The sequence below is a fragment of the Corynebacterium sp. H128 genome (genome assembly GCF_037482625.1).
GTDB lineage: Bacteria > Actinomycetota > Actinomycetes > Mycobacteriales > Mycobacteriaceae > Corynebacterium.
In genome coordinates this window covers 164,656-190,104 of the sequence record NZ_JBBHKW010000001.1, presented here as the reverse complement: position 1 = coordinate 190,104, position 25,449 = coordinate 164,656, and the positions used below count along the sequence as shown (strand labels likewise).

Annotated in this window: 22 protein-coding genes; 8 read left to right on the top strand and 14 right to left on the bottom strand. The window is 58.3% G+C overall.

Annotated elements, in window-relative coordinates; translation table 11 throughout:
• Positions 1–17: 17 nt before the first annotated feature.
• Complete coding sequence (locus WG915_RS00875) at positions 18–1,268, bottom strand: phosphotransferase (RefSeq protein ID WP_339563471.1); 1,251 nt, start codon at positions 1,266–1,268, stop codon at positions 18–20.
• Positions 1,269–1,448: 180 nt separating this feature from the next.
• On the bottom strand, positions 1,449–3,248 hold the full coding sequence (aspS, locus tag WG915_RS00870; protein WP_339563470.1) for an aspartate--tRNA ligase: 1,800 nt from the start codon (positions 3,246–3,248) through the stop codon (positions 1,449–1,451).
• A 146-nt stretch (positions 3,249–3,394) separates the two neighbouring features.
• Here aspS and ypfJ point away from each other — a divergent pair, with 146 nt between their 5' ends.
• The gene (ypfJ, locus tag WG915_RS00865) at positions 3,395–4,279 is read left to right on the top strand and encodes a KPN_02809 family neutral zinc metallopeptidase (RefSeq protein ID WP_339563469.1); all 885 of its coding nucleotides are present in this window, start codon (positions 3,395–3,397) and stop codon (positions 4,277–4,279) included.
• A gap of 86 nt (positions 4,280–4,365) precedes the next feature.
• Here ypfJ and WG915_RS00860 read toward each other — a convergent pair whose 3' ends face one another.
• Both WG915_RS00860 and WG915_RS00855 read right to left on the bottom strand, forming a co-directional pair.
• Complete coding sequence (locus tag WG915_RS00860; RefSeq protein ID WP_339563468.1) at positions 4,366–6,387, bottom strand: YhgE/Pip domain-containing protein; 2,022 nt, start codon at positions 6,385–6,387, stop codon at positions 4,366–4,368.
• A 3-nt stretch (positions 6,388–6,390) separates the two neighbouring features.
• Positions 6,391–7,059 (bottom strand): hypothetical protein, encoded by a 669-nt coding sequence (locus tag WG915_RS00855; protein WP_339563467.1) that lies wholly within the window; start codon positions 7,057–7,059, stop codon positions 6,391–6,393.
• Between the two features lie 101 nt (positions 7,060–7,160).
• On the opposite strand from WG915_RS00855, the gene WG915_RS00850 reads away from it, so the two are divergent.
• The 5 genes from WG915_RS00850 to WG915_RS00830 are packed head-to-tail and all read left to right on the top strand — an operon-like array spanning position 7,161 to position 11,644.
• Positions 7,161–7,739, top strand: coding sequence for a TetR/AcrR family transcriptional regulator (locus WG915_RS00850; RefSeq protein ID WP_339563466.1), 579 nt, complete (start codon positions 7,161–7,163; stop codon positions 7,737–7,739).
• Positions 7,736–8,467: a CBS domain-containing protein gene (locus WG915_RS00845; RefSeq protein WP_339563465.1), complete on the top strand. Its 732-nt coding sequence runs from the start codon at positions 7,736–7,738 to the stop codon at positions 8,465–8,467. Before WG915_RS00850 ends, WG915_RS00845 begins: the two co-directional genes overlap by 4 nt.
• Before the next feature lie 42 nt (positions 8,468–8,509).
• On the top strand, positions 8,510–9,622 hold the full coding sequence (locus WG915_RS00840; protein WP_339563464.1) for an LLM class flavin-dependent oxidoreductase: 1,113 nt from the start codon (positions 8,510–8,512) through the stop codon (positions 9,620–9,622).
• The gene (locus WG915_RS00835) at positions 9,622–10,257 is read left to right on the top strand and encodes a CE1759 family FMN reductase (protein ID WP_339563463.1); all 636 of its coding nucleotides are present in this window, start codon (positions 9,622–9,624) and stop codon (positions 10,255–10,257) included. The genes WG915_RS00840 and WG915_RS00835 overlap by 1 nt, the downstream gene beginning before the upstream one ends.
• Positions 10,258–10,267: 10 nt before the next feature.
• The gene (locus WG915_RS00830; protein WP_339563462.1) at positions 10,268–11,644 is read left to right on the top strand and encodes an L-serine ammonia-lyase; all 1,377 of its coding nucleotides are present in this window, start codon (positions 10,268–10,270) and stop codon (positions 11,642–11,644) included.
• Here WG915_RS00830 and hisS read toward each other — a convergent pair whose 3' ends face one another.
• A complete protein-coding gene (hisS, locus tag WG915_RS00825) occupies positions 11,645–12,922 on the bottom strand; it encodes a histidine--tRNA ligase (RefSeq protein ID WP_339563461.1) in 1,278 nt (425 codons plus the stop codon).
• A 21-nt stretch (positions 12,923–12,943) separates the two neighbouring features.
• On the bottom strand, positions 12,944–13,588 hold the full coding sequence (locus tag WG915_RS00820; RefSeq protein WP_339563460.1) for an MBL fold metallo-hydrolase: 645 nt from the start codon (positions 13,586–13,588) through the stop codon (positions 12,944–12,946).
• 140 nt (positions 13,589–13,728) lie between these two features.
• Between WG915_RS00820 and WG915_RS00815 the strand changes: the two genes are divergently transcribed.
• Both WG915_RS00815 and WG915_RS00810 read left to right on the top strand, forming a co-directional pair.
• Positions 13,729–14,565: a peptidylprolyl isomerase gene (locus WG915_RS00815; protein WP_339563459.1), complete on the top strand. Its 837-nt coding sequence runs from the start codon at positions 13,729–13,731 to the stop codon at positions 14,563–14,565.
• Positions 14,566–14,827: 262 nt separating this feature from the next.
• Entirely contained in the window at positions 14,828–15,166 is a 339-nt protein-coding gene (locus tag WG915_RS00810) for a hypothetical protein (protein ID WP_339563458.1), read from the top strand.
• Between the two features lie 77 nt (positions 15,167–15,243).
• On the opposite strand, the gene WG915_RS00805 is transcribed toward WG915_RS00810, so the two are convergent.
• The 8 genes from WG915_RS00805 to ruvC form a co-directional block, all read right to left on the bottom strand.
• Entirely contained in the window at positions 15,244–17,535 is a 2,292-nt protein-coding gene (locus WG915_RS00805; protein WP_339563457.1) for a RelA/SpoT family protein, read from the bottom strand.
• Positions 17,536–17,600: 65 nt separating this feature from the next.
• Entirely contained in the window at positions 17,601–18,143 is a 543-nt protein-coding gene (locus WG915_RS00800) for an adenine phosphoribosyltransferase (RefSeq protein WP_339563456.1), read from the bottom strand.
• Positions 18,140–19,792 carry an ABC transporter substrate-binding protein gene (locus WG915_RS00795; protein ID WP_339563455.1) on the bottom strand — a complete coding sequence of 551 codons (1,653 nt, stop codon included), beginning with the start codon at positions 19,790–19,792 and terminating at the stop codon, positions 18,140–18,142. The genes WG915_RS00800 and WG915_RS00795 overlap by 4 nt, the downstream gene beginning before the upstream one ends.
• A 138-nt stretch (positions 19,793–19,930) precedes the next feature.
• Entirely contained in the window at positions 19,931–21,058 is a 1,128-nt protein-coding gene (gene secF, locus WG915_RS00790; RefSeq protein ID WP_339563454.1) for a protein translocase subunit SecF, read from the bottom strand.
• Complete coding sequence (gene secD, locus WG915_RS00785) at positions 21,058–22,851, bottom strand: protein translocase subunit SecD (RefSeq protein ID WP_445227750.1); 1,794 nt, start codon at positions 22,849–22,851, stop codon at positions 21,058–21,060. The genes secF and secD overlap by 1 nt, the downstream gene beginning before the upstream one ends.
• Positions 22,852–22,981: 130 nt before the next feature.
• Positions 22,982–24,076, bottom strand: a complete 1,095-nt coding sequence (ruvB, locus tag WG915_RS00780; RefSeq protein WP_339563453.1) for a Holliday junction branch migration DNA helicase RuvB — start codon at positions 24,074–24,076, stop codon at positions 22,982–22,984.
• A 6-nt stretch (positions 24,077–24,082) separates the two neighbouring features.
• Entirely contained in the window at positions 24,083–24,682 is a 600-nt protein-coding gene (ruvA, locus tag WG915_RS00775; protein WP_339563452.1) for a Holliday junction branch migration protein RuvA, read from the bottom strand.
• Positions 24,679–25,308 carry a crossover junction endodeoxyribonuclease RuvC gene (gene ruvC, locus WG915_RS00770; protein WP_339563659.1) on the bottom strand — a complete coding sequence of 210 codons (630 nt, stop codon included), beginning with the start codon at positions 25,306–25,308 and terminating at the stop codon, positions 24,679–24,681. The genes ruvA and ruvC overlap by 4 nt, the downstream gene beginning before the upstream one ends.
• Between the last annotated feature and the right edge of the window lie 141 nt (positions 25,309–25,449).

Here is a 25,449-nt window from a genome sequence, read left to right as displayed (position 1 = left end):
AGGATTGGCTCACGGGGCTACCCGTCGGAATCGCTCAGGCGCTCAGCGATGGTGGCGGCGAAATGCTGAATAGCGGCGAATCGACCGTCTTCCCACCTAGCAGCGAACCTGCTCAACGCCTCAAAGGTCTCAAAAAGGTCCTTGCGGGCCATGCGACCATGGTCAGTGCCTTCGGAAATGAAGTCCGCGGTGAACAAGTTGAACTCAGCGTCAATGTCCGCGGAGATCATCGCCTCAAGCTCCGGCGATACCTCAGCACCTAGTTCGCTGGGCTGGGCAGTGCCCACCAAAGACACCGCCTGGTTCATGGAGCCGTGGTAGAGGTAGGCCACGCTGGCGAGCGCCCAACCCACCATGGCCGTCACGATCCGGGCACCACGCCTATCGACGTCAGCAGCGCTCGGCCACAATTCCCTGGTCTCCCGAGCCCAGGCTTCAACAAAGGCGTCTACTTCCTCATCTGTGATGATCCGCGCGGATACGAACTGTGGGAAGCCTGCGATCACGCAAGCAACGTCGAAAGTGAAGTCCCGGAAGCCGGCCCACTCATAGTCCAGAAAGTAGGTGTGTCCGGATTCGATGATGTTATCCGGGGAAAGATCAAAGGGAGTGAAAGCGCGGTGCTGACCGGACATCAAGCGTCGTTTCGCCTCACGAGCAGCGTTGTGTACCTCGGGGGTCACCTCAACGCCGGACTGTGCGATCAGTTCTAAGCCGTTGTCTATAGAGGCAAGCAGCGACATCTCGCGCAGGTTCTGCAGGTAGGACGTGTCCGGATGTGCTTTGAGCATTCGGCCCAACAAGACCTCAAAATCTGCTTCCCGCAGCGCGGTGCCCACCTGCAGTTTGCCCAGGGCACGCCCTAGGTTGCGCAAGGATTGCTTCCGGACCGACGCATCGCCGCTAGAGAGCAAGTCTGCGTAGGTTTCACCGTCGCCGATATCGGTGATCACCAGGATGCGGTGGTCTACGTCGTGTGCAAGCAACAGTGGCCCGGGTCGCACATCCGCACTGAGGGAATTGGTGAACTGGTAGGCAACAATTTCCCGAACCAAGGCGGCATCATCAATGGCGTCTTCCGACGCTGGCACGAACTTGACCACTACGGTGCGCTCTTCGAGGAATGGCGAGGTACCTACGCGTACCCGAATGACGCGCGCGGAACCGGAACCACTCAGCACCTCCGGGTCCGTCAAGACCTGGGTGCCGCCGAATCGACGCGAAAGCAGCTCGGCTGCAAGCTCGATAATCTGCGAATCCGTTGGCATCGCCACGTCCTCCTTGAAGGCCTATAAGAGAATAGCTGTTATTCTCCCTGATTGATTGTGCCCTAGTCTTTAGGCAGAAAGAAAGTGGTATCGCTCATGGCGAACACCACTTTCCCTTGCGGGAACTGTGATTACCAGGCTGGGATACCCGCATTACCCGCCTCGTTGGTGCCGTGACTTTTAGCCTTCGGCAGGCTCTGCAGCCTTCTTCGGCTTGGCGTCAATTCCCGCTTCTTTGCGCTGTTGCGGGGTGATTGGGGCCGGAGCATCGGTCAGTGGGTCCACACCGCCACCCGACTTCGGGAAGGCGATGACGTCGCGAATCGAGTCATAGCCACCGAGCAGCGAGACGATACGGTCCCAACCGAAAGCGATGCCGCCGTGTGGTGGAGCGCCGTAGGAGAAGGCCTCCAGCAGGAAGCCGAACTTCTCACTGGCTTCTTCCTCAGTAATTCCCATGACGGCGAAGACACGCTCTTGGACATCCTTGCGGTGAATACGGATCGAGCCGCCGCCGATTTCATTACCGTTGCAAACGATGTCATAGGCGTAGGCGGTCGCTTCGCCTGGGTTCTCATCAAAGTTATCCAGCCACTCTGGCTTCGGAGAGGTGAAAGCGTGGTGAACCGCGGTCCACTTCGAGTGTCCGAGTGCCACGTCGCCGGAAGCGGTAGCGTCTGCAGATGGTTCGAAGAGCGGCGCATCAACGACCCAGGTGAAGGCCCAGTCGCCGTCCTTGATCAGATCCAGCTTCTTGGCGATCTCACCGCGGGCTGCGCCGAGCAGTGCGCGGGAGCTCTTGGCGTCGCCCGCCGCGAAGAAGATGCAGTCGCCGGGCTGTGCGCCAACGTGAGCTGCGATGCCTGCGCGCTCTTCGTCGGTGATGTTCTTGGCAACTGGGCCGCCCAACTCGCCATCTTCGCCGACCAGGATGTAGGCCAGGCCCTTAGCGCCACGCTGCTTGGCCCACTCCTGCCAAGCGTCGAGCTGACGACGTGGCTGCGAAGCGCCGCCTTGCATAACGACGGCACCAACATAGTCATTCTTGAACACGCGGAAGCTGGTGTTCTCGAAGAACTCGGTGCACTCCACGATTTTGATGTCAAAGCGCAGATCAGGCTTATCTGAGCCGTAGTACTTCATGGCATCTGCGTAGGTCATACGTGGGATCGGTGTGGTGACCTCGTAGCCGATGGTCTTCCAGACTTCGGTGATGACCTGTTCTGCCAACGCAATGACATCGTCCTGGTCGACGAAGGACATCTCAACATCCAACTGGGTGAACTCCGGCTGGCGGTCCGCACGGAAGTCTTCGTCGCGGTAGCAACGAGCGATCTGGTAGTAGCGCTCCATGCCGGCAACCATGAGCAGCTGCTTGAACAGCTGTGGGGACTGTGGCAGGGCGTACCAAGAGCCCGGCTTCAGGCGTGCAGGAACGAGGAAGTCACGCGCACCTTCTGGGGTGGAACGGGTAAGCGTTGGGGTTTCAATCTCAGTAAATTCATTTGCGTCGAGCACGCGACGAGCAGCCTTATTAACCTCAGAACGCAGGCGCAGCGCACTCCCCTGGGATTCGCGGCGGAGATCCAGGTAGCGGTACTTCAGTCGGGTTTCTTCGCCGACCTCGCCGGAATTGGACTGGTCATCGATCTGGAATGGCAGCGCTGCAGCCTCGTTGAGGATCTCCAGCTCGGTGACATTGATTTCAATATCGCCGGAAGCGAGATTTGGATTCTCGGATCCTGCTGGGCGAGCTTCAACAACGCCGGTGACGCGGAGACAGAACTCAGAGCGCAGGTGGTGAGCGCGCTCAGCGACCTCACTCTCACGGAACACGACCTGGGCTAGGCCCGAGCGATCGCGCAGGTCAATGAAGATCACGCCTCCATGATCTCGACGGCGGGCTACCCAACCGGTCAGGGTGACGGTTTGCCCAACAGTATCTTTACGGAGATCCCCCGCGAGGTGCGTACGCAGCACTTAAGATCGTGTCCTTCCAGCGAAAGCTTCAGTCGTTAGTTTTACTCGGGTTAGTCTACCCGCGTCAGTGTAACAATTGAGTGATCGGCCTTGGGTTTTGAAGAATTGTTGCGCCGACTGCACACTCGATATGGAAAGATTGCATTATGACTTTCCGTGAAGACTTCCAAAAGGACGGTAACCGCGCCCGACGCGGCGGTAGCGGAGGCGGACGACTCGCAGCCGGCGGTGGCATCGGCACTTTGCTGATGGTGGGCCTGTTTCTACTCCTCGGTGGCAACCCAACAGACATCGGCCAGGTCCTAGGCCAAGACCAGCAACAGTTGCCTGCTGGACAAGAGCAGTCCGATGGTTTTGATAACTGCCAGACTGGCAAGGACGCGAATGAGAACGTGGATTGCCGCGTCGAATTAACCGGCCAATCTATCGACAAGGTTTGGGAGCGGGTCTTGCCAGAACAGGCCAACATCCAGTATACTAAGCCGGGACTCGTGAATTTCAGGAACACGACGATGACTGGCTGTGGTCAAGCTAGCGCCAACACCGGCCCGTTTTACTGCCCCGGAGATCAAACCGCATACTTCGATATCTCTTTCTTTGACACGATGACCCAGTTTGGCGGCGAGAACGCCCCATTGGCTCAGGAGTACATTATGGCCCATGAGTTCGGCCATCACATCCAAAATTTGGAAGAGACCCTCGGCCTGTCAAACTACAACGATCCAGGTGCAGACTCTAACGCTGTCAAGATCGAAACACAGGCAGACTGCTACGCAGGAATCTGGGCGCACTACGCTGACGACGATCCTGAGTTCGGACTCGAGACCATCACCGACGCCCAAGTTGAAGATGCAGTTCGCACCGCCGCCGCTGTTGGCGACGACAACATCCAAAAGCGGTCTGGTGGCCAAGTCCGTCCCGACCAGTGGACGCACGGTTCTTCCGAGGAGCGTGCCAACGCCTTCCTTACCGGATACCGGACGGGCTCGATGAAGTCCTGTGACACCTTGGGGCGTGGCGTTTACAAGTAATACTCCAGCCGTTCAACAGCTAAAAAGGGGCGCAACCGCACGTGGTTGCGCCCCTTTTACTCTGGAAACACCAGGAGCTTGGAAGGTTAGATGTTGAGCTCTGGGTGCAGCTTTTCTTGACTGATCATCCGATCACGCCACGCCGACAGGCTCGTCAAGGCGAGCGAAACGGCAAAGACGCACAGCAGGATCATGAGCGACTGCTCGAAGCGACCATCCCAGTGTGAATGTCCACCGACGATCATTTGCCGGAATAGGTTCACCGAGTAGGTAATCGGATCATAAGTGTGGAACCAGCGCAGGAATGCCGGCTGGGTCTCAGGTGGGTAGAGACCGCCAGAGGAAACCAGTTGCAGGGCCATCAGCATGATGCAGAGCAAGCGGCCCGCCGAGGTGCCGAGGATCGCATTGATCGCCTGCGTCACGGCCACGAAGGTCATCGATACGCCAACAAGCGCGAGCCAGAATCCGAGGGGGTGAACAGCGTTGATCCCCAGCAACACGTCGAGGACAAACCAGACTGCGCTGGCCTGCAGCGTGCCGACGACCATTCCCGGCAGCCAAGAGGACAGCGCCACTCGGAACGGATGCATCCCAGAATCGATCGCACGCCGCTTCAGCGGACGCAGCACCATGAACATCATCGTGCCACCGAGGAACATCGCCAAGGAGGCGAAGAACGGGACCAGACCGGGGCCGAACTTGGTGAATTCTTGTCCAGCATTATGGGTTTGCACCATTTGTCCGAGAGTCGTTGAGGCCGCGTCGCGCTTTTCTTCCCCGAATTGCGGAACCTGGTCTGCGCCCTCGCGCAGCTTCAGACTGAGGGAGTCAGAACCCTCATCTAGTTGGACCAGCCCGTCTCTTAGCGCTGAGGCGCCCACGGAAAGCTGGGTGGTGCCGTCGACAAGCCGGCTAGTGCCGTCGGATAGTGTTTGCGTGCCGACGAGCAGTGCCCCAGATCCGTCCGAGAGCTTCGCCAACCCGGAGGCCAACTCCTGCGATCCGGATTGCGCGCGCGTCATGCCAGAGCGGTAGTCCGAGTTTGGATCGCCCAGCTGATAGGCCAGCGTCTGCGCGCCACTTTGCAGTCGGTGCAGGTCCGAGGAGATCGGTGATGCGGGTCCCACACCTTGAGCGTTGATCGTGTTGACGGTGGCATCGAATTGATTTGCCAAGTCCATCGCGGCCGGGATACCCAACGCGCGCAATTGCGCGGAAGCGTTGATCAACGGGGCCACAATCTGCTCTTGGGTCGCAGTCGCTGTGTCTGCCTTGGCAACGATTTGGTCTACGCCCGCGGAGATTTGGCTGGCGCCGTCGCCAAGCTGAGTCGTCGCGCCAGACAAGGTGTCCATGCCAGTCGATAGCGTGGTTGCACCTGCTGCGGCCTGCTTGATCCCGCCGTCGAGTTGACCGGCACCATCGACGAGTTTTTTGGCGCCCTCGTCGAGCTGCGCGGATTTGGAGGTCAGTTCGCTAGTGCCATCGGCCAACTTGTCCGAGCCTTCGCGCGCCGATCCGACTCCTTCTGCCAGCTGGGCGGAGCCATCGGCAGCCTGGTTCATGCCGGCACCGATGGTATTGAAGCCAACCAGCAGCTGGTCGGTGGCCTTCTTGCCTAATTCGGCGTCAATGGTAGCGATGACCTGATTGGTGACCTGATTGCCGAGCATGGTGGCGATGAAGCCGTTCGCATTGTTGTACACAGTAGCGATTTGCGCCGCATGCGGTTGGTCGGTATCCACGCTAACTACTGAGGCAGAAAAGTCTTTCGGCAGCTCCAGCGCAAAGTAATAGGTACCGTCAGCAACGCCCTGCGCAGCTTCTTCCGCCGTAGCGGCGGTGAAACCAACTCTGTCATTTTCGATCAGCTTCTGTTGTACTTGTTCACCTGCGTTGATTCGCTGACCGCGCGCCTCGGCGCCCTCGTCGGAGTTCACTACGGCGACCGGGAGATCTTTGAGTCCGGTGATCGGGTCCCAATACGCCCAAGGAAAGAGCCCACCAAAAATCAAGGGTAAGAGGGTGAGTACGACGAACGCCGCCCGGGGCAGCTTACCGGTGGCAAAGCGCCGAATTTCCGATCCAAAATGGAAGAGGTTCATGTCTTAGGCCTCCGTCCCCATCAACGAAATGACAGTGTCGAATTGCGCTTGGTTATCCTGGTTGGTGGATGCCACCAGGACTGGAGCCACCTGCGCCAAGGCGCGGAGTTGCTCGATGAGTTCACTGCGAATCTCCAGACTGCGAACCTGGTCGATATCGTCGATTACAACTAGCGCGGGTGCCGGACGAGCTAGCACTGCCAATGCAACTCGCAGGACGAAGCGGTGGGTCGGGTTTAGCTTGCCTACGTGCTGCGCCGGGTCGAGGTCTAGGTCGAAGAGTTCACAGATGTGGGCCCATTCAGGAATATTGGCTATGTCGCGCGGCGTGCTGCGGTACCAGGGTTTAGTCCATGCGGAAACTTCACGCACGTAGGAAGCCACGCTGACGTTGCGATCAAGGCCATCGATATCGGTCACACCGGCCAAAGCGGTACGACGCGCGATATCACGCGGGCGAGAGTATTCCTCGCCATCGGCAACCAAACTCACCGTTCCCGCTTTGGGTTTCATGCGGCCAGCAATGGTCAGCATCGTCGTGGTCGCGGAGGCTTCCCTACCCGTGTAGAGCAGGTTGAGGGGTGTAGCGAGGTCAAAGTCAGGTACTGCCATTCCCGTGGAAACGGTCAGCCCGGAAACTCGGAGGAATTCGCTCTGTTCGGAACTGGTCATATACAGCTTTCCAGCAATTTAAGTGGAGGGTGGACTATCAGTTATGCTCGAACCATCTTGCACCTACCCAGGCTGCAAAAGCAAGCCGCGAAAGGATCACCATGCGCTCTGATGCTCTGCGACGTAGAGAAGCCATCGTTGCCGCCGCCCAGACGGTATTCGCTCACGGGGCAAACTCCGGAACTCTCGAGGATGTCGCGAAAGTAGCAAAGGTCGGCATCGCAACGGTCTATCGAAACTTCAAGGACAAAGATTCCCTGCTCATCGCCTCGCTCGGCGAGCTGCTGGGTCGCATTATCGATGTCCAAACTGCTACCCTCGCGTCTTTCCAACAGCACCCCGACACCGCGCTGCGACGCTACGCACATGACCTTTACAACTTAGGCCTAGCGCCACTGATCGTGAATGTATCCGAGGAATCTGTACACGAACTGCTCCCACACTTCGCAGACACTCGCGCCAAGCTGATCAAAAACAACCGCGCCATCGTGGGCCTAGCCCGTGACAAGCAGCTCATCCGGCCTGAGATTTCCTCCCGATTCTTCATTGCGGGCCTCATTCAGGCGGCGCGCCCACCCGCGCAATCGCTCCTGTTTCCTGTTGAAAACCTCGAGCGACAGCTGATCGACACTTTCTTGGCCGGGCTACACCCTGGGACTTGCCATAGCATTGAGGAATGACGTCTCGTGCAACCACATTCCTGGCTTTCTTCAATGACATTGAAGCCCACTTACGCACCACCCTCAAAGCTAAAAACTCAGACGGGTTTGCGTGGATGGTTCGCCTTGCCGCACGCAAACAGCTCGTTACAGAGCAACAATCCAACATCCTGCAAGAGTGTGCCGAGCTCCGCAACGCCATTGTGCACGGCAGTTTCGTCGACGGTGAGCCGATCGCAGATCCCCGCGAGGATGCGATCAGCACCCTGAGCGCCATTAGAGATGCACTCGTCGCACCAGTTACCGCGCTCCAAATCCTCGGCCCCAAGCCAGTGCAACATCTCTCTCCCACTGACAGCATCCTGGAAGCCTTGCGCTTGATTCAGCAGAGCAACATTTCCCAGTTTCCGCTTTACCACGACGGAAAATTCGCAGGGCTGCTCACCACCAATACGATCGCGCGCTGGGTGGCAAATGACCTTGACGACGACAATCGCCTGGATGCAAAAACTGTTGCCGATGCACTGAAATATGCGGAACACAGCGAACACGTGGAGTTCTTCAGCAGGGATACATCCGCGACCAGTGCGGTAGCCAAGCTCATGCACCCGGATAGCGCACAATTTGGACTCATCACCGAAACCGGGCGTCCGCATGAAACTCCGCTGCGCGCCATCGGCCGATCAGATTTATCACTCCTCCACGCGGCGCTGTACAACGAACAACCTGGTGGACAAGATTCCCACTAACACTTATTGTTGACGCTACAACAATAAGTGAAATGAGGAAGCATGCAGTTCGGAATTTTTAGCATCGGTGACGTCACCACCGATCCCACCACCGGGGAAACCCCCACCGAAGCCGAGCGCATTCAAGCAATGACGGCTATCGCACTGAAAGCAGAAGAAGTTGGGCTTGATGTATTCGCCACCGGTGAACACCATAATCCGCCTTTCGTTCCTTCTTCCCCCACCACACACCTCGGGTTTATAGCAGCGAAGACCGAAAATCTGATCCTTTCCACTGCAACCACGCTGATCACTACGAATGATCCGCTGAAAATTGCAGAAGACTTTGCATTCCTGCAGCACCTCGCTGGTGGCAGAGTTGACCTGATAATGGGGCGTGGCAATACTGGTCCGGTCTATCCCTGGTTCGGGAAGGACATCCGCAAGGGCATCCCCCTAGCCATTGAGAACTACCACCTACTGCGCCGACTGTGGCGCGAAGAAGTAGTCAACTGGCAGGGCGAGTTTCGCACCCCGCTACAGGGCTATACCAGCACGCCCGCCCCGCTCGACGGCGTTCCACCTTTTGTCTGGCACGGCTCCATTCGATCTCTTGAAATCGCGGAGCAGGCGGCCTTCTACGGCGACGGCTTCTTCCACAACAACATCTTCTGGAATAAGGAACACACGGCCAAGATGGTGCACTCCTACCGACGTCGCTTTGAAAAGTACGGGCACGGCCGCGCCGACCAGGCAATCGTTGGACTCGGCGGGCAGATCTTTGTCGGCGAGTCCGAAGCTGCCGCAAAGCAGACCTTCCGCCCCTACTTTGATAATGCCCCCGTGTACGGCCACGGCCCATCACTAGAGGAATTCACCGAGGTCACTCCGCTGACCGTTGGCACGGTAGAGCAGGTCATCAAACGCACCATACAGTTCGCTGATTGGGTTGGGGACTATCAGCGGCAACTTTTCTTGATCGACCACGCGGGCCTGCCACTAGAGACGGTCCTGGAGCAGATCGAAATCCTAGGCCGCGACATCGTTCCGGAACTCCGCCGCCGCATGGAAGCTCGACGGCCCGAGCACGTACCATCAGATCCGCCAACCCACGCCACACTCCGCGCGCATCCAGATTCCCCGCACTTTAGTGTGATGCCTGGAAAGGAAAACTAATGCACAAATTGGTCGTCTTGAGCGCGGGTCTGTCTTCTCCTTCCGCGACCCGAAACCTTGCCGAGCAAATATCCGGTGCGGTCACCACGGCAGTATCCGCCCGCGGCGAAAGCGCAGCACTCCAACACATCGAGCTCCGCGACCTCGCAGTAGAGCTGGCGCAGTCACTGACTTCCCCCGGTTTTACCCCCGCTCAGCTCCTTGCCGCCCAGGAAAGCGTCGCGGATTCCGATGCGCTGATAGCAGTCACCCCAATCTTCAGCGCCAGCTATTCCGGGCTATTCAAGACGTTCTTTGACCTCCTAGACAAGGATGCTCTGCAGCACAAACCCGTACTCCTCGCCGCAACAGCTGGCACCCCACGCCATTCGCTAGCGCTCGAGCACGCCATGCGACCACTGTTTAGTTACCTTCGCGCCCGCACCATGCCGACGGCAATTTTTGCAGCGACGGAGGATTTCGGCGGTAGTGAAGACCTTGGCAGTCGTATCGCTCAAGGAGCCCGGGAACTGGCAGACACCGTGGTGTTAACTAGTGGGTCCGTTGGCGGGCTCGGCGGACCTTCGTCCGTGGCTGGTAATGCCAGCGACATCCCAGCTGGGTCTTTTGCTGATTTCCTCAGCCGCTACAACTAGAATTCCGGCTATGACTATCAGCGCGATTGATTTGTTCAGCGTCGGCATCGGGCCGTCCTCCTCGCACACTGTTGGACCTATGCGGGCAGCAGCCAGGTTTATACAGCTCTTGGAGGATGCTGGGGAACCTGCCACGCACATTGTCGTCGAGCTGCGTGGCTCTCTTGCCGCAACTGGCAAGGGCCATGGCACCGATCGCGCCGTCTTGATGGGGCTGATGGGCTACAGCCCAGAATCAATTCCTGTCGATGCCTCTCCTGCCTATGGCGACATCATCCCCACGACCGGTACTTTACCCAACGGGGCCAGCTACGAAATCAGCTTTGAGATCGAACCACTGGCAGAACACCCCAATGCGCTTGTCTTCCACTGCGGCAACAGCAGCGAGACCTACTTCTCCGTTGGGGGTGGTTTTATCCTGTCCAGTAAGGAGTACCGCGCCCAACACGGACCGGCCGGTCTCGGAGCCGGTGTTGCTACTACCAATCGCGCCTCCACGATTCCCTACTACTTCACTTCTGGGGCGCGCTTGCTCCAACTGTGTCATCGCTCCGGCAAAAGCATCGCCGAGATCATGGCCGCTAACGAGGCAGAACTCCACGGCGCCGAGAAAGTCGCGGAGCACCTCGACCGCGTGTGGGACACCATGCGCGCCTGTGTCAGCGCTGGCATCTCTACCACCGGTATTTTGCCGGGTGGCCTTGAAGTAGAGCGCCGTGCACCTGGCATCTACCAGCATTTGTTGCGCACCAACTCCAATACCACCCCGGATGCATTCGGGGCAATGGAGTGGGTCAATCTCTATGCGCTTGCCGTTAATGAGGAAAATGCTGCCGGGGGACGCGTCGTCACCGCGCCTACCAACGGCGCAGCCGGCATCATCCCGGCAGTGATGCATTATGCGCGGGATTTCCTGCCAGAATTTACCAGGTCCCGGGCCCGAGAATTCCTGCTCACCGCCGGCGCTATCGGCGTCATTATTAAAGAAAACGCCTCTATTTCCGGCGCGGAGGTTGGCTGCCAAGGCGAGGTCGGCTCCGCCGCGGCAATGGCCGCAGCGGCCCTCACAGAGCTCTTGGGTGGCACCCCGGAACAAGCCATCAACGCTGCTGAAATCGCCCTCGAACACAACCTAGGACTGACATGCGATCCCGTCGGTGGACTGGTGCAAATTCCATGCATTGAACGCAACGCCATCGCCGCGGTCCAAGCGATTAACGCAGCACGACTGGCCAACTTGGGCACCGGCGTGCATCACGTCTCCTTGGACGACTGCATCCGAGTCATGGCAGACACAGGTCGAGACATGATGAGCAAGTACAAGGAGACCTCCCTGGGAGGCCTCGCAATCCAGATCGGGATGCCGGTGAACCTGACATCCTGCTAACTAGCCAAGCAGGGCGCGCAGCTTATCGACGACACCGTCCACAGCGATATCCTCTTGGCTGTGCTCGGCCAAATCCTTCAGGGCGATAGTGCCGGCCGCCAGTTCGCGGTCACCGAGCACGAGCGCATAAGCTGCGCCAGCCCGATCCGCGCCCTTCATAGCGCCCTTCAGTCCACGATCGCCGTAGGACATGTCCGCAGAAATACCCGCGACGCGGAGTTCATTGATGAGCTGCACCATGCGTCGCTTGGCATCGGCACCCATGGCGACACCATAAACCGATACCCGGGAACCCGAAGCAGCCTGCTTTTCCTCTGCCTTTAGAGCAAGCAGCGCCCGGTCGACGCCGAGTCCGAAACCGACGCCAGAGAGTTCTTGGCCACCAAGCTGGGCCATCAGGCCGTCGTAACGCCCGCCGCCGCCGATGCCGGACTGGGCGCCGAGGCCATCGTGGACGAACTCGAAGGTGGTCTTGTTGTAGTAGTCCAAACCGCGCACCATGCGTGGATTGATCTGATACGGCACCGCCATGTCATCCAGCATGCCCAGCACGGTTTCGAAGTGTGCCCGCGCATCGGCCGAGAGGTGATCCAGCATCAGCGGTGCCTCGGCCAGCATTTCCTTCATCTCTGGGCGTTTATCATCCAGCACGCGCAAAGGATTAATGTCAGCGCGACGACGAGTTTCCTCATCCAGCGGGAGCCGGAACAGGAATTCCTGGAGCTTCTCACGATATGCGGGACGGCAGGTATCGTCGCCCAGACTGGTGAGCTCCAGGCGGAAGCCACTGAGACCGATGGAACGGAAACAGCGATCAGCCAAGGCGATTACTTCGGCGTCCAGGGCGGGATCATCCACGCCAATGGCTTCCACACCAACCTGCTGCAGCTGGCGATAGCGTCCGGCCTGCGGGCGCTCATAGCGGAAGAACGGCCCGGCATAAGTCAACTTGACCGGCAGCGCGCCACGATCCAGGCCGTGTTCGATCACTGCGCGCATCACGCCCGCGGTGCCCTCGGGACGCAGCGTTACCGAGCGGTCGCCACGATCGGCAAAGGTGTACATCTCTTTGGACACTACGTCGGTAGATTCACCGACGCCGCGCGCAAACAGACCCGTCTCCTCAAAGATCGGGAGTTCAATGTGCTCGTAACCAGCCAACTGCGCCTGATGGGCGAAACCATTCCGAACGGCTAGGAACTCCGGGGATACCGGTGGCACGTAGTCCGGCACGCCCTTCGGCGCAGAAAATGGCTGGAATTTCTTTGCATCACTCACGAGTGAAAACTTTACCCTGTGCTACCGCAGTTGTAGCAGGAAGGGGTTGTTAGTGCGCTCAGCACGAATTGTGGTGGCTGGGCCATGGCCAGGCAGTACATGCAACTGGTCATCGAGGGTGAGCACTTGCTCCCGCAGGCTGGTGAGCATGTCACTATGCTTTGAAAATTCCAGATCAGTTCTTCCGATTGAGCCCTTAAATAGCACATCTCCGGCAAAACACACATGCGAATGAGTGTTCACCAGCAACACGCAGCCTGGGGAATGCCCTGGTGCATGGCGGACCTCAAAGTCCACCCCTGCCATCGAAACGGTGTCTGCGTGATTGAGCGACCGCAGGTCGGCGATAGGGGTCATGTTCTCGGCGTCGAAAAGCTGGCGTGTTTCCGCGCTGACTCCGGCCCCCTTGTCCAACATGAATTCATCGTCCGGATGAATATAGACGGGCACGTTGTACCTAGCAGCCAGTGATCCGGCATCACGAGTGTGATCGATATGGCCATGTGTGAGGAGGATGGCTTCGACATCCCACCCGCCTTCGTCGATCGTTTCTACTACGCGCTCATGCGCGTGCATACCTGGATCAACGATCACGCATCGACCTTCGTTCGACCAGATATAACAGTTCGTCTGGAACGGACCAGCGGCAAATCCCATGATTTCCATGCCCCCTACCCTAACCAACTTCACCGCTCCGCATGCTTTTCGACGTCAATTGGCAGCGCGCCTACCCGCAAGCACGGGTATCCAGTGCAGTAGAATCAATACGCATTTGACCGAGTAACCAACGGAAAGCAAAGGCACAAGTGACTTCTAACAAGGAGCGTCGCGTCGAAGCGATGCAGAACCTCGACCGCGAGCTGAAGCGCCGAGAGCGCGCCGAAAAGACCAAACCACTGGGAGTGATTGTGATGGCTGCGGCAGTGATCCTGGCACTGGTCGGCGGTATTTGGTTTGCCGCTACGCGTGGCACGGAGCAGAAAGAAACCAGTGCGCAGGAGTCCACCTCGCAGACACCGGAGGTTAAGCCACTGGCGATGCAGCGTGCCACTGCGCTGCCAGAGACGGTTGATTGCACTTACACGCCACAGGGCACGCCTGCTAAAGAAGTTGCCCTGCCGACGAATACCACTGGGGTCAAAACCACCGGCAAGGTGAACCTCACCCTGGAGACCTCCGCCGGCCCGATCGGCATGGAACTCGATCGCGCTGCTTCTCCTTGTACCGTGAACGCTATCGAACATCTTGCATATAATGGCTTCTACGATGACACCATTTGCCACCGCATCACTACTAGCGGCTTGTTCGTTCTGCAGTGTGGTGATCCTTCCGGAACTGGTGCCGGTGGTCCTGGCTTCCAATTCGCCAATGAATACCCGACTGACGAAATGCCCGAGGCACCACAGGTGCTCTACCCACGCGGCTCCATTGCGATGGCAAACTCTGGCGTTGACACCAATGGCTCCCAGTTCTTCCTCAACTACCAAGATTCCCCGTTGCCTGCCAACTACACCTACTTTGGACAGATCTCGGATGCGGGCCTGAGCACCCTGGATCAGATTGGGGCCAAGGGCACTGCAGATGGTGCTACGGATGGCGCTCCGGCAGCGGAAGTACGCATCACCAAGGCAGCACTCGGATAACATTAGTCACATGCTTACCAAGGCCTATTAACGACTTGGTAACGATAGCCTGGCTGGGAGGATCCATCTTTCCGGCCACCCGGCTAGGCTCAGCAATATTCTCACAGGTGAGCTGGTCTCCGCCTGTTACAGCACTCCCCTAGCCGCGCTCAACTTGAGAGCTGATGGGGCTGAAAAACTACAGGCAACCTGTTGCGCGAAACCGCAGGCCAGATTACGCTGTTTAAAGGTTCACCGCTTCTTTAGACGTAAAGGAAAACTCATGAAGCTTATCTCCCGCAAGGCCATCACTGCGACGATCGCCGCAGCTGCAATCTCCACCGCTTCCCTCACTGCCCCAGCAATGGCAGAAGAGACCCCAGCTCCAGCCGCTCCTACCGCGGATTCCAGCACCAACTCCGGTTCTTCCGACACCGACTTTGCAGGCCTTTCTTCTGATTTCTTCATCAAGAAGGACGAAGATGGCAAGCCACAGGAGATGACCGGCGCTGAGAAGTTCAAGGAAATCATCACCATCGTCACCGGTGTTGGCGCCCTCTTCGGTGCCCTCGTTACCATCAACAACAACATCGGTCGCCTGATGAAGAGCTTCCAGATGTAAGTTTTCCGCTATTCGGCCCGCAGAGAAGAACATTCTCCGCGGGCCGTTGTGCTGTGTGCCTGCTGTATCTTGCGCAGCTAGCCGCCGGAGGTAAGGCGGTAGACATCGAACACGCCCTCCAGGTTGCGCATTCTTCCCATCACCGAGCCGAGCTGTTTGGTGTCGGAGACCTCAAAAGTGAAGCGTGCGACGGCGACGCGGTCATCGGAAGTGTGAATATTCATTGCCGTGGTGGTGAGGCGTTCTTCGTTAATCACACGGGTAATATCTACGAGCAGTCCGCTCCTATCGAGGGCTTCTAGCTGCAAGTTTGCGGAGAATACGCTCTTGTTTTCCGTGCTCCAGGAAACGCTGACTACGCGCTCCTTTTCCTCGAATAGGTTGGTGGCGTTGGTGCAATCAGTACGGTGCACCGACACTCCGCCGCCGCGGGTGATGAAGCCGAAGATCTCATCACCCGGCACCGGCATACAACACTTTGCGAGCTTGGCGGCCACGTCCGGGCTACCTTCAACGAGGATGCCGGAACCAACTGCACCGGCGTTATCACGCGCCGCGTTCTTTGCGCCCACCAACTCATTAAAGGGAGTCCGAGAAACAAGGACATCCTCAGCGTCTTCATCATCACCGAAGTAAGCGGTGAGCTGGTCAATGACGCTCTTGGCCGAAACGCGACCATCGCCAATCGCTGTGTAAAGCTCGTCTACATCCTGATAATTCAGGACAGCGGCGACTTCCTTCATAGAGTGCGCATTAAACAAGCGATGCCGTGGCATTCCGCCCCGCTGGATTTCCACCGCCAGAGCATCCCTACCAGCCTCCAGAGAGACTTCACGACGCTCTTTGGCAAACCACTGCCGGATCTTAGCCTTGGCGCGCGGTGACACCACGAACTTCTGCCAATCCAGGCTCGGACCGGCCGCAGGATCTTTGGAAGTGAAAATTTCCACCCTGTCCCCAGATTTGAGGGTGGATTCCAGCGCCACCAGCTTCCCGTTTACCTTGGCACCGATACAGCGGTGCCCGACCTCGGTGTGTACGGCGTAGGCGAAATCCACGGGGGTGGAATTGACCGGCAGGTTCACCACGTCGCCCTTAGGGGTAAAGGCAAAAATCTGCTTGGTACTCAGGTCATAACGCAGAGAATCGAGGAACTCGTTAGGGTCGGCGGCTTCCTTCTGCCAATCCAGTAACTGGCGCATCCAGGCGATCTGTTCGACCTCGTTTTGTTCCCCGCTGTGGCTGCCCTTAGTTTCCTTGTAGCGCCAGTGGGCCGCAATACCGAACTCGGCGTTGTAGTGCATCTCATGGGTGCGCACCTGCACCTCGAGCGGTTTACCCCCGGGGCCGATCACGGTGGTGTGCAAGGACTGGTAGACCCCGAAACGCGGTGCAGAAATATAGTCCTTAAAACGGCCCGGCATTGCCGAGTAAAGCGCATGAACGGCGCCGATAGCAGCGTAACAATCATGGATATTGTCCACCAGGATACGAATGCCCACGAGATCGAAGATTTCATCAAAATCACGACCCCGCACGATCATCTTCTGGTAGATCGACCAGTAGTGCTTCGGCCGTCCGGCCACCTCCGAGTCGATGTGGTTGTCTTTCAAAGTGCCGGAGACAGAATCGATAATCTCGGAGAGGTAGCGGTCACGTGAGGGCGCTCGATCTGCGACCAAGCGGACAATCTCGTCGTACTTCTTCGGATAGAGGATCGCAAAGGAGAGGTCTTCTAGCTCCCACTTCACTGAGGCCATACCCAAACGGTGTGCTAGCGGCGCAATTACCTCCAGCGTTTGTCGGGCCTTCTTCGCCTGCTTCTCCGGAGGCAGAAAGCGCATTGTGCGCATATTGTGTAGCCGGTCAGCAACCTTGATCACCAAGACACGGGGATCCTGGCTCATGGCCACGATCATCTTCCGGATCGTCTCCGCTTCCGCGGAGGCCCCGAGGGCGACCCGGTCGAGTTTGGTCACGCCGTCGACAAGCCGCGCGACCTCTTCGCCGTACTCAGCGGTGAGGTCTGCAATGGAGTAGTCGGTGTCCTCGACAGTATCGTGCAACAATGCCGCCACCAGCGTCGTGGTGTCCATGCCGATCTCAGCGGCGATTGTCGCCACAGCCAGCGGGTGCGTCACATAAGGGTCGCCAGATTTACGGAACACCCCCTCGTGGAGAAGCTCAGCGGTGTTATAGGCCCGCTGCAATAGCGCCGCATCAGCTTTGGGATGGAACTGCCGGTGAATGCTCAGCAGCGGCTCCAAAATCGGATCCACTTTTGCGCGACCACCCGTGAGACTGCGCGCCAATCGGGCTGACATGCTCCGCATGTTCACTTGCTGCTTTTGTTGCTTACGCTCAGCCATGTCCTGCCCCTTCGTGCTTGTCCTTCTATGCTACCCATCACAACCGGTGGGCTTTGCCAAAAGGGCTATTCTTCACCCAGCACCACGACGGGGGTATCACCAAGGCGTTCCCTTCCGCCCAAACCAGGTACTTCCAGCACGACAACGTATCCGATGACTTCCGCGCCACATTCTTCCAGCAGATCGCGCGCGGCCACCAAGGTACCGCCGGTGGCGAGGACGTCGTCGACAAGCACCACCTTCTTGCCTGCAATTTCGATGCCGCTGGCAGGGATCTCCAGCGCTGCGGTGCCATATTCCAAGCTGTACTCACGGCGGTGTACCGGTGGCGGCAGCTTGCCTTGTTTGCGGATCGCAAGAATGCCCTGCTTGAGCTTATAGGCAACAGCCGAGCCGAGCAGAAAACCGCGAGCATCCAAACCACCAATCAACTCAGCGCCCATGTCTTCCGCTGCCGCAGCTAGCTCGTCGACAATCACGCTGAAGCCCGCTGCACTAGCCAATACGGGCGTCAGGTCCTCAAAGAGCACCCCTTCGGCAGGGAAATCCGGTACCAACCGCACTAGGTCTGCTAAGGCCTCGCGGGCGGAGTTATATTTGGTGGTCATTTCGATTTCCCTTCTACCCAACGCTCCATATTCCAGCCGATGCCGGAGGAAGAGGTATTCGGCACCACATTCGCGATGCGATTGTCATAAACAATAGTGCGTGGCTGCGCGGCCAGCGGAACTGTGTCCGACTCATCCCACAGCTGCTGCTCGGTCGCCCGCAGCTTTTCGACGTCATCAAGCCCGCCATCCACATGGCCGTAGCCTTGGTGCGGGTCTACGGCGTACAGGAAAGCATCCAGCTCGCCGGCGAATTCTCGCTGACCTCCTGGGTAATCTTCCATCCGACCGACATCCCCCAAGGACGCCCCCTCTGAAGACGCATCAACCACGTTGATACCCGCAGGTGCGCAGGAGGAAGCGATCGCGGCCACCATAGCCTGCTTGCGTGGGTCTGGGCCGGTGTAACCAATCCGAATAGTCTGACCACGCAACCTTTCTGCCTGCCCTAGATCAGTATTGTTCTTCTCTTCGATCAAGGATTTCAACTGTGTGTTAACGGGATCAGTAGCCGTGGTCAGCCGGGTGGCTACCGGGGTTACTTCTACCCCTGATTCCGCGGAGGAGATCGCTGCAATATCGCTGCGATTAATGCAGGCGGCGAAGGCACGCCTGCTTTCTGCATCCGCAAAGACACCAACATTGGCCAGGGACAACAGCTCAGTCATATGCCCTGCTGCGTACTCGACTTTGAAGCGGTTCCTCGGATCATCCCGGTTAACCCACGGCACGTCCTTTACCCCAACCAGGTCCGCGATCTCCAGACTGCCCGTCTCATTGGCTGCGTTAAGGTCAGCGTTCTGTGGCCACACCATGATTCTTTCGAGGTTGGCGGAATCGCCATGGAAGTTCTCATTGCGTACTAATTGCACCTCGCCGCTTTCCCCCACAGATTCAATACGGTAAGGGCCCGCAGAGACTTGCAGCTCCGGGTCGAATTCTTTCAGGCTGAAACCCTGATTCCACACGGTGGCCACCGGCATCAACGCGGCGGGATTATTGGCTTGCAACAAGGATACGAGCTTCTGTTCGTCCAGCCCCAGACGATGCCCCACAGCATGAGCTGGCACAACGGTGCCTGGGCCGAAGAGCTGTCGCCAACGCGCGCCCATGTTCTCCTTGAAAGTGACGGTGAATTTCTTCGCCCCCGGTTCACAGTCCAATTTCTCTACTTGCGTCATCAGCGGCGCGTTGGAGTCGAACAGGCTCGGATTGGCTCCGGCCTTATAAGCGAGTAGAAAGTCGGTGCAGGTGATTGGCTTCTCGTCGGAGTACTGCGCCTCCGCGTTGATCGTATACACGACCTGGGTGTGTGCACCCGGCAATAATTGCGCAGTTGCTAAATCCCGGTTGGGGATCATTTGGCCGTTGGGACCGGTGATGAATACCGGCGGGAATAGCTTGCCGCCGAGCAGATCGCTATTGGTGGAGGCACCGACGATTGTTTGTGCATTCGTGGTGAGCAGCGGTGATCCGACTGCATAGCCGAAGTGGTCAATAGCGGCGCCTGGAAGCCCTTGTGTACAGCTCGCGAGCGTAGTTGCTGCCACGGTTAAAGCAGCAACCGTGGCGCGACGCCGCGCACGCTGTTGCGTGCCTCGGACAAAAGCTTTCCACCCAAACATGAATTCCTTAGAGTTCGATCGCATCTTGACCGCCTTCAGTATAGTGCTGCCACGTCACAAAACTTCCTCCACCCAGTTCATCGGAGCTTAGCGCGCGGAGGATGAAACGCGAGCGGCGAGTCCACCTCGTGTGAACCCGCCGGCTTGCTGTGTTAGGGGCAGTTATTCCCCCGGGCGCCAGGTGCGACCGTTGCCTTTCTTCTCCCCCACCGGATTAATATCCGAAGCAGGGGCCGCCACGGAAGCCACCTTGTGGGCTGCCACAGGTTGCGCTTCTGGTTCAATGCCATGGTCAGCTTTGCCAGCGCGCAGCTCAAGAACCGACTGCTCGTGCGCCCGCATCTTCTTTTGGCGACGCTTGAGGCTCACCAGGATCGGAGTAGCCAGGAACACGGAGGATAGTGCGCCCTCCACAACGCCGATCAGCTGAACCAAAGCGAGGTCCTTTAGCGTACCTACGCCCATCATCCACACCGCGACGATCATCAACGCGATGATCGGTAGCGCTGAAATAATTGTGGTGGAAATAGAACGCATGACGGTCTGGTTGACGGCCAAGTTTGCTTGTTCGGCGTAGGTTCTGCGCCGCGAGCCCTCGAAACCGGCGGTGTTTTCCTTAACCTTGTCAAAGACCACCACGGTGTCATACAGCGAGAAGGACAGCACCGTGAGCAGGCCGATCACCGTAGCCGGCGTTACCTCGAAGCCAACGAGGGAGTAGATTCCCGAGATCACTACGATGTCCACCAACAGCGCTGCGATGGCAGCGATGGACATGTCGCGTTCAAAGCGGATCATGATGTAGATGAATACGAGCACCAAGAACGCCACCATGGAGATCAGCATGCGGTTAGTGATGGTGGATCCCCAGGATTCGGAGACGGTGGAGTCACCGACCGCGTCCGGTGTTGCGGCGCCCGTCTGATCCTTCGGCTGGAACTTCTCGAAGAGCGCACTGCGCGCCGCGGAGATTTGTTCCTCGGTCAGCCGCTCTGAGTTGATCTCCACCATGCGGGAATCGCCGGCACCGACAACTTGCACGAGCTCCGGGTTAATTCCGGTGGCACCATCAAAGACTTCTTCTACCTGCTCAATGCTGTAGCCAGCGTCTGGCATATTCATCTTCGTGCCACCCTCGAAGTCGATACCGAGGGAGAAACCACGAATAGCGATCAACAGGATGCTGATAGCCAAGGCGGCGGCGGTGATGCTGTACCAGAGCTTGGTGCGGCCAATGAAATCGATGCCGCCTTCGCCGGTGTAGAGGCGGCCGAGTGTTCCCTTGCTCATTAGATCTTCTCCTCTACCTTGTACTGTTCATCCAGTTCGCCTGCTTCTCGACGCCTATCCGCAACCTTCGTGACCGCGCCCAGGCCGTTCACGGAAGGGTTAGCAAACCATCGCTTCCGAGAAGCGAGGATGACTAACGGCCCAGTCAGCAAGAACGTCACAAACAGGTCGAACACCGTGGTAAGGCCTAAGGTGAACGCGAAGCCCTTCACCTCGCCGACAGCCAGGATGTACAAGACAACGGCAGCGATCAATGAGACAAAGTTGCCGGTCAGTACGGTGCGCTTAGCAGAATCCCACGCGCGTGGCACCGAAGAGCGGAAAGTGCGGCCCTCGCGGATCTCGTCCTTGATGCGCTCGTAGAACACCACAAAGGAGTCCGCTGTGGTTCCGATACCAATGATCAACCCGGCCACACCTGAGAGATCCAGCGAGTAGCCGATCCAGCGACCGAGCAGAATCAGGGAACCGTACACCAGGAGGCCAGAGGCAACCAGGGTGAACATGGCCAACACGCCGAATACGCGGTAGTAAGCCAGCGCGTACAGTGCCACGGCGATCAAGCCAACTAATCCGGCGATCAGACCGGCCTTGAGCGAAGCCGTGCCCAATGATGCTGGAATTGTGGTGGTGGTGCCACCACGTTCCCCGTTTTCACCGGCGAAGCTGAGCGGCAGCGCGCCATATTTGAGGTTGTTCGCCAACTCCTGGGCCTCTTGTTCAGAGAAGTCACCAGTGATGGAGGTTGCGGATCCAGCCGGTGTGGGACTCTGAATCACTGGGGCGGAGATGATGGCGGAGTCGAGAGTGATGGCCACCTGACGCTGCAGGTAGTCCTGGGTCACCCGCGCCCAGGTTGCGGCACCTTGTTCCGCGCCTTCGGATTTGAAGGAGAAATTGATTTCCATCTGACTGGTCTGTGGATTCAAACCGCCAGCAATTTGCTTACTGGCATCAATCTCATTGCCCGTCAGGCGCTTGCCGCCTTCCTGCTCCCCGACCAGTAGCGGAGCAGGCTCCAGGATGTACTTCTGGCCCGTTGCGTCACAGGTAACAAAGGGCTTAGCCGGATCATCTGAACCAGCCAAAGGATCGAGCTCCTCGCCGCACTGAATCAGGGAGGCGGCCGCAAACTGCAGATTCGCATCCTCACTCTGGCGATCGCCACGCAACATCTCCGTGATCTCTTGACGGCGCTTCGTAGCCTCTACCGAGTTCGCGGGCTCTGCTGGAGCAGATGCCGTAACGGTCTTTGCATCATAGGGCGCTTGCCCTTCCGGCAGGCTCTGATTGAGAGAATCTACCAAGGCCTTGAGCGACTGATTGGCCTGCTCAGGCTTGAGAACGCCTTTTTCTACCCAGCGGTTAGCCATCTGTGCGCCAACATCCAACACCTGTGCCGGGTCAGGAGTGCCGGGCTGGGCTACAGGGCGGAACAACAACTGCGAGGTCTGTCCGAGCGCACGCGCCTGGCTGGTGTCTTCACCGGGTACCGTGATGACCAAAGTATTGCCATCAGTTACCACGTTTGCACCGCTCACACCCATGCCGTTCACACGGTTTTCCAGAATCAACCGCGCCTGGGCGAGCTGTTCTTGGGTGGGTTCTGTTCCTTGGGGAACCAGGGTCACGCGGGTGCCACCCTGTAGATCAATACCCAGCTTTGGATTGAGGGATCGATCGCCTGTGAACATCACCAGCCCGTACACGGCAAGCAGGACCAGTACGAACAAGCCAATTGCTTGCTTCGGCCACGTGCGACTCCGTGCTGGCCACCCTGAACTGCTAGACACTAAGGTTCTCCTTTTAGTTCGGCCACCACCACAATCAGCAGTTGTGGCCGGAGATAGAAAATAGTCCGACGCTTCATGCTACGTCATAGCAATAAAAAACCGCTGCGACACCCCTTAGGACATGCTGCGCTTAGCCTAGGGTGCTGTAGCCGCCAATGGCATCTGCCGGCGGTTCCAGATCCAGATGTCGCCAGGCTGTGGCCGTCGCAACGCGACCGCGCCCTGTCCGCGCAATGAGGCCCGCCCGCACCAAGAAGGGCTCGCATACCTCTTCCACGGTGCCGGGTTCCTCTCCCACAGCAACGGCCAACGTATTCAGACCGACGGGGCCGCCACCGTGACCACGCACAAGGGCATCGAGGACGGCCCGGTCAAGTCGATCCAGACCCAGCTCGTCAACATCGAACACAATAAGCGCCGCCTTCGCAGCCCCCATGTCGATGTGCCCATCCGAGTGCACCTCAGCAAAATCGCGGACGCGACGGAGCAAACGGTTGGCGATGCGCGGAGTGCCACGGGAACGAGAGGCAATCTCACTCGCTGCTTCCGCGTCGATGGACACACCCAGGATGCTGGCTGCGCGAGTCACCACCTTCGTAAGATCGGCGTCGTTATAAAACTCCATCTGAGCGACAAAACCGAAACGATCCCGCAGCGGTCCGGTGAGCATGCCCGAACGCGTGGTGGCGGCCACGAGGGTGAACGGTGCGATCTCCAAAGGTATCGATGTCGCGCCCGGCCCTTTGCCCACGATCACGTCGATTCGGAAGTCCTCCATCGCCATGTACAGCATTTCCTCTGCTGGGCGCGCGATGCGGTGGATTTCATCGATGAACAGGACATCGCCTTCGATCAGGTTCGAAAGCATGGCGGCAAGGTCACCTGCCCGCTCCAAGGCGGGGCCCGAGGTCATCCGCAAGCTAGCGCCAAGTTCCTGTGCCACGATCATCGCCATGGTGGTTTTACCCAAGCCGGGTGGTCCAGAAAGCAAAATATGATCCGGTGCTACCCCGCGATTCTTCGCACCGGTAAGCACTAGGTCGAGCTGACTGCGCACTTTCGGCTGGCCGATGAATTCGTTCAGGCTTTTCGGGCGAAGGGTCGTCTCAACATCAAATTCGCCATGCTGTCGCTTCGCATCGATGCTGGATGTCTCCGAACGCCCGGCGGCTTTGGCTGCCACATCGGCTGGCAGGGCAAACTCTGTCTTCTCAATGTCTGACACGGTGGCCTACTTCCGCCCCAGATGTGCCAAGGAAAGACGCAAGGCGGTAGAGCGGTCCGCATCTGGGTGCTCGGAGAGCACGTAATCGACCGCAGCGCTGGCATCCTTTTCACTAAACCCAAGGCCGAGCAACGCGCTAACGATGTCGGCGCTGGCGGTGTGTGTCGGCGCTGGCGCGACGCTCTCGGCGGCTGCGGGCGTCGCAAAGCCGGCGACCTTGTCTTTCAGATCTACGATCATGCGCTCCGCGGTGCGCTTGCCGACGCCCGGGATGCGCTGCAAACCCTTGGCATCACCGCTCGTGATGTAGTTTGCGATCTCTCCTACGGAGTACATCGCCAAGACGGCCAAGGCCAAACGCGGGCCGAGCCCCGAAACACCTTGGAGCGTAGTGAACATCTCGCGCGATTGGCTATTGCTAAAGCCATAGAGGTTCATCGCGTCTTCGCGAACTGTCATCGTGGTCAGCACCCGAGCAGTTTCACCACGCCTGAGTTCCGCGAGGGTCTGCGGGGTGGCCATGAAGTAGTAGCCGACTCCCCCGCACTCAATCACCGCACCACCCAAGTCGATGGCGACAACGGTTCCGTTCAACGATGCGATCAAGAGCTACTCCTTGGATGGGCGGCGGAATGTGAAATAGTTGGGTGCTCGACGCGACGCTGCCTACGTTGTTCGTTGAAGCTGGCCTTAGCTTGGCCCAGCTTGCCGTTCTGAGCGCGACGCTGGCGTGCAATCTGTTCTTCGGTAATCTTCTGCCTTTCCAGCATAGGGGCACGCCAACAGTGACAGACCGCAAGGGCGAGTGCGTCGGCAGCATCCGCGGGCTTTGGCGCCTCCGCGAGCCCTAAAATGCGAGTAATCATGATGGTCATCTGCTTCTTGTCGGCTCGACCGTTGCCGGAAATGGCTTTCTTGACCTCACTGGGGGTGTACATATGCACCGGCAGGCCGCGTTCTGCAGCGGCGAGCACCAACACACCGACGGCGTGGGCGGTGTGCATAACTGTGGAAACATTGCCACGCTCAAAGATGCGCTCAATAGCGATGACGTCCGGCTCATACTCCGTCATCCATTCCCGAACCGCAGTACTAAGTCGAAGCAGACGTTCCGTCAGCTCGGCATCTGCGGGAGTGCGCACCACCCCTACGGAAATTGGGTACACAGCACGGCCAGGGCCGGACTGTACCACCGAAAGGCCACAGCGTGTCAGCCCAGGGTCAATCCCCATTACCCGGATGCCAGCGCTCAACGGTTCTCCCTGCCTCGGCCCTTATTGTTACCCAACCAACTATATAGCACACAATTTCGAAACGTGGACTCGCCACGCATGAAAAAAGAGGGAACCATCCGGTTCCCCCTTCGCTAGCGC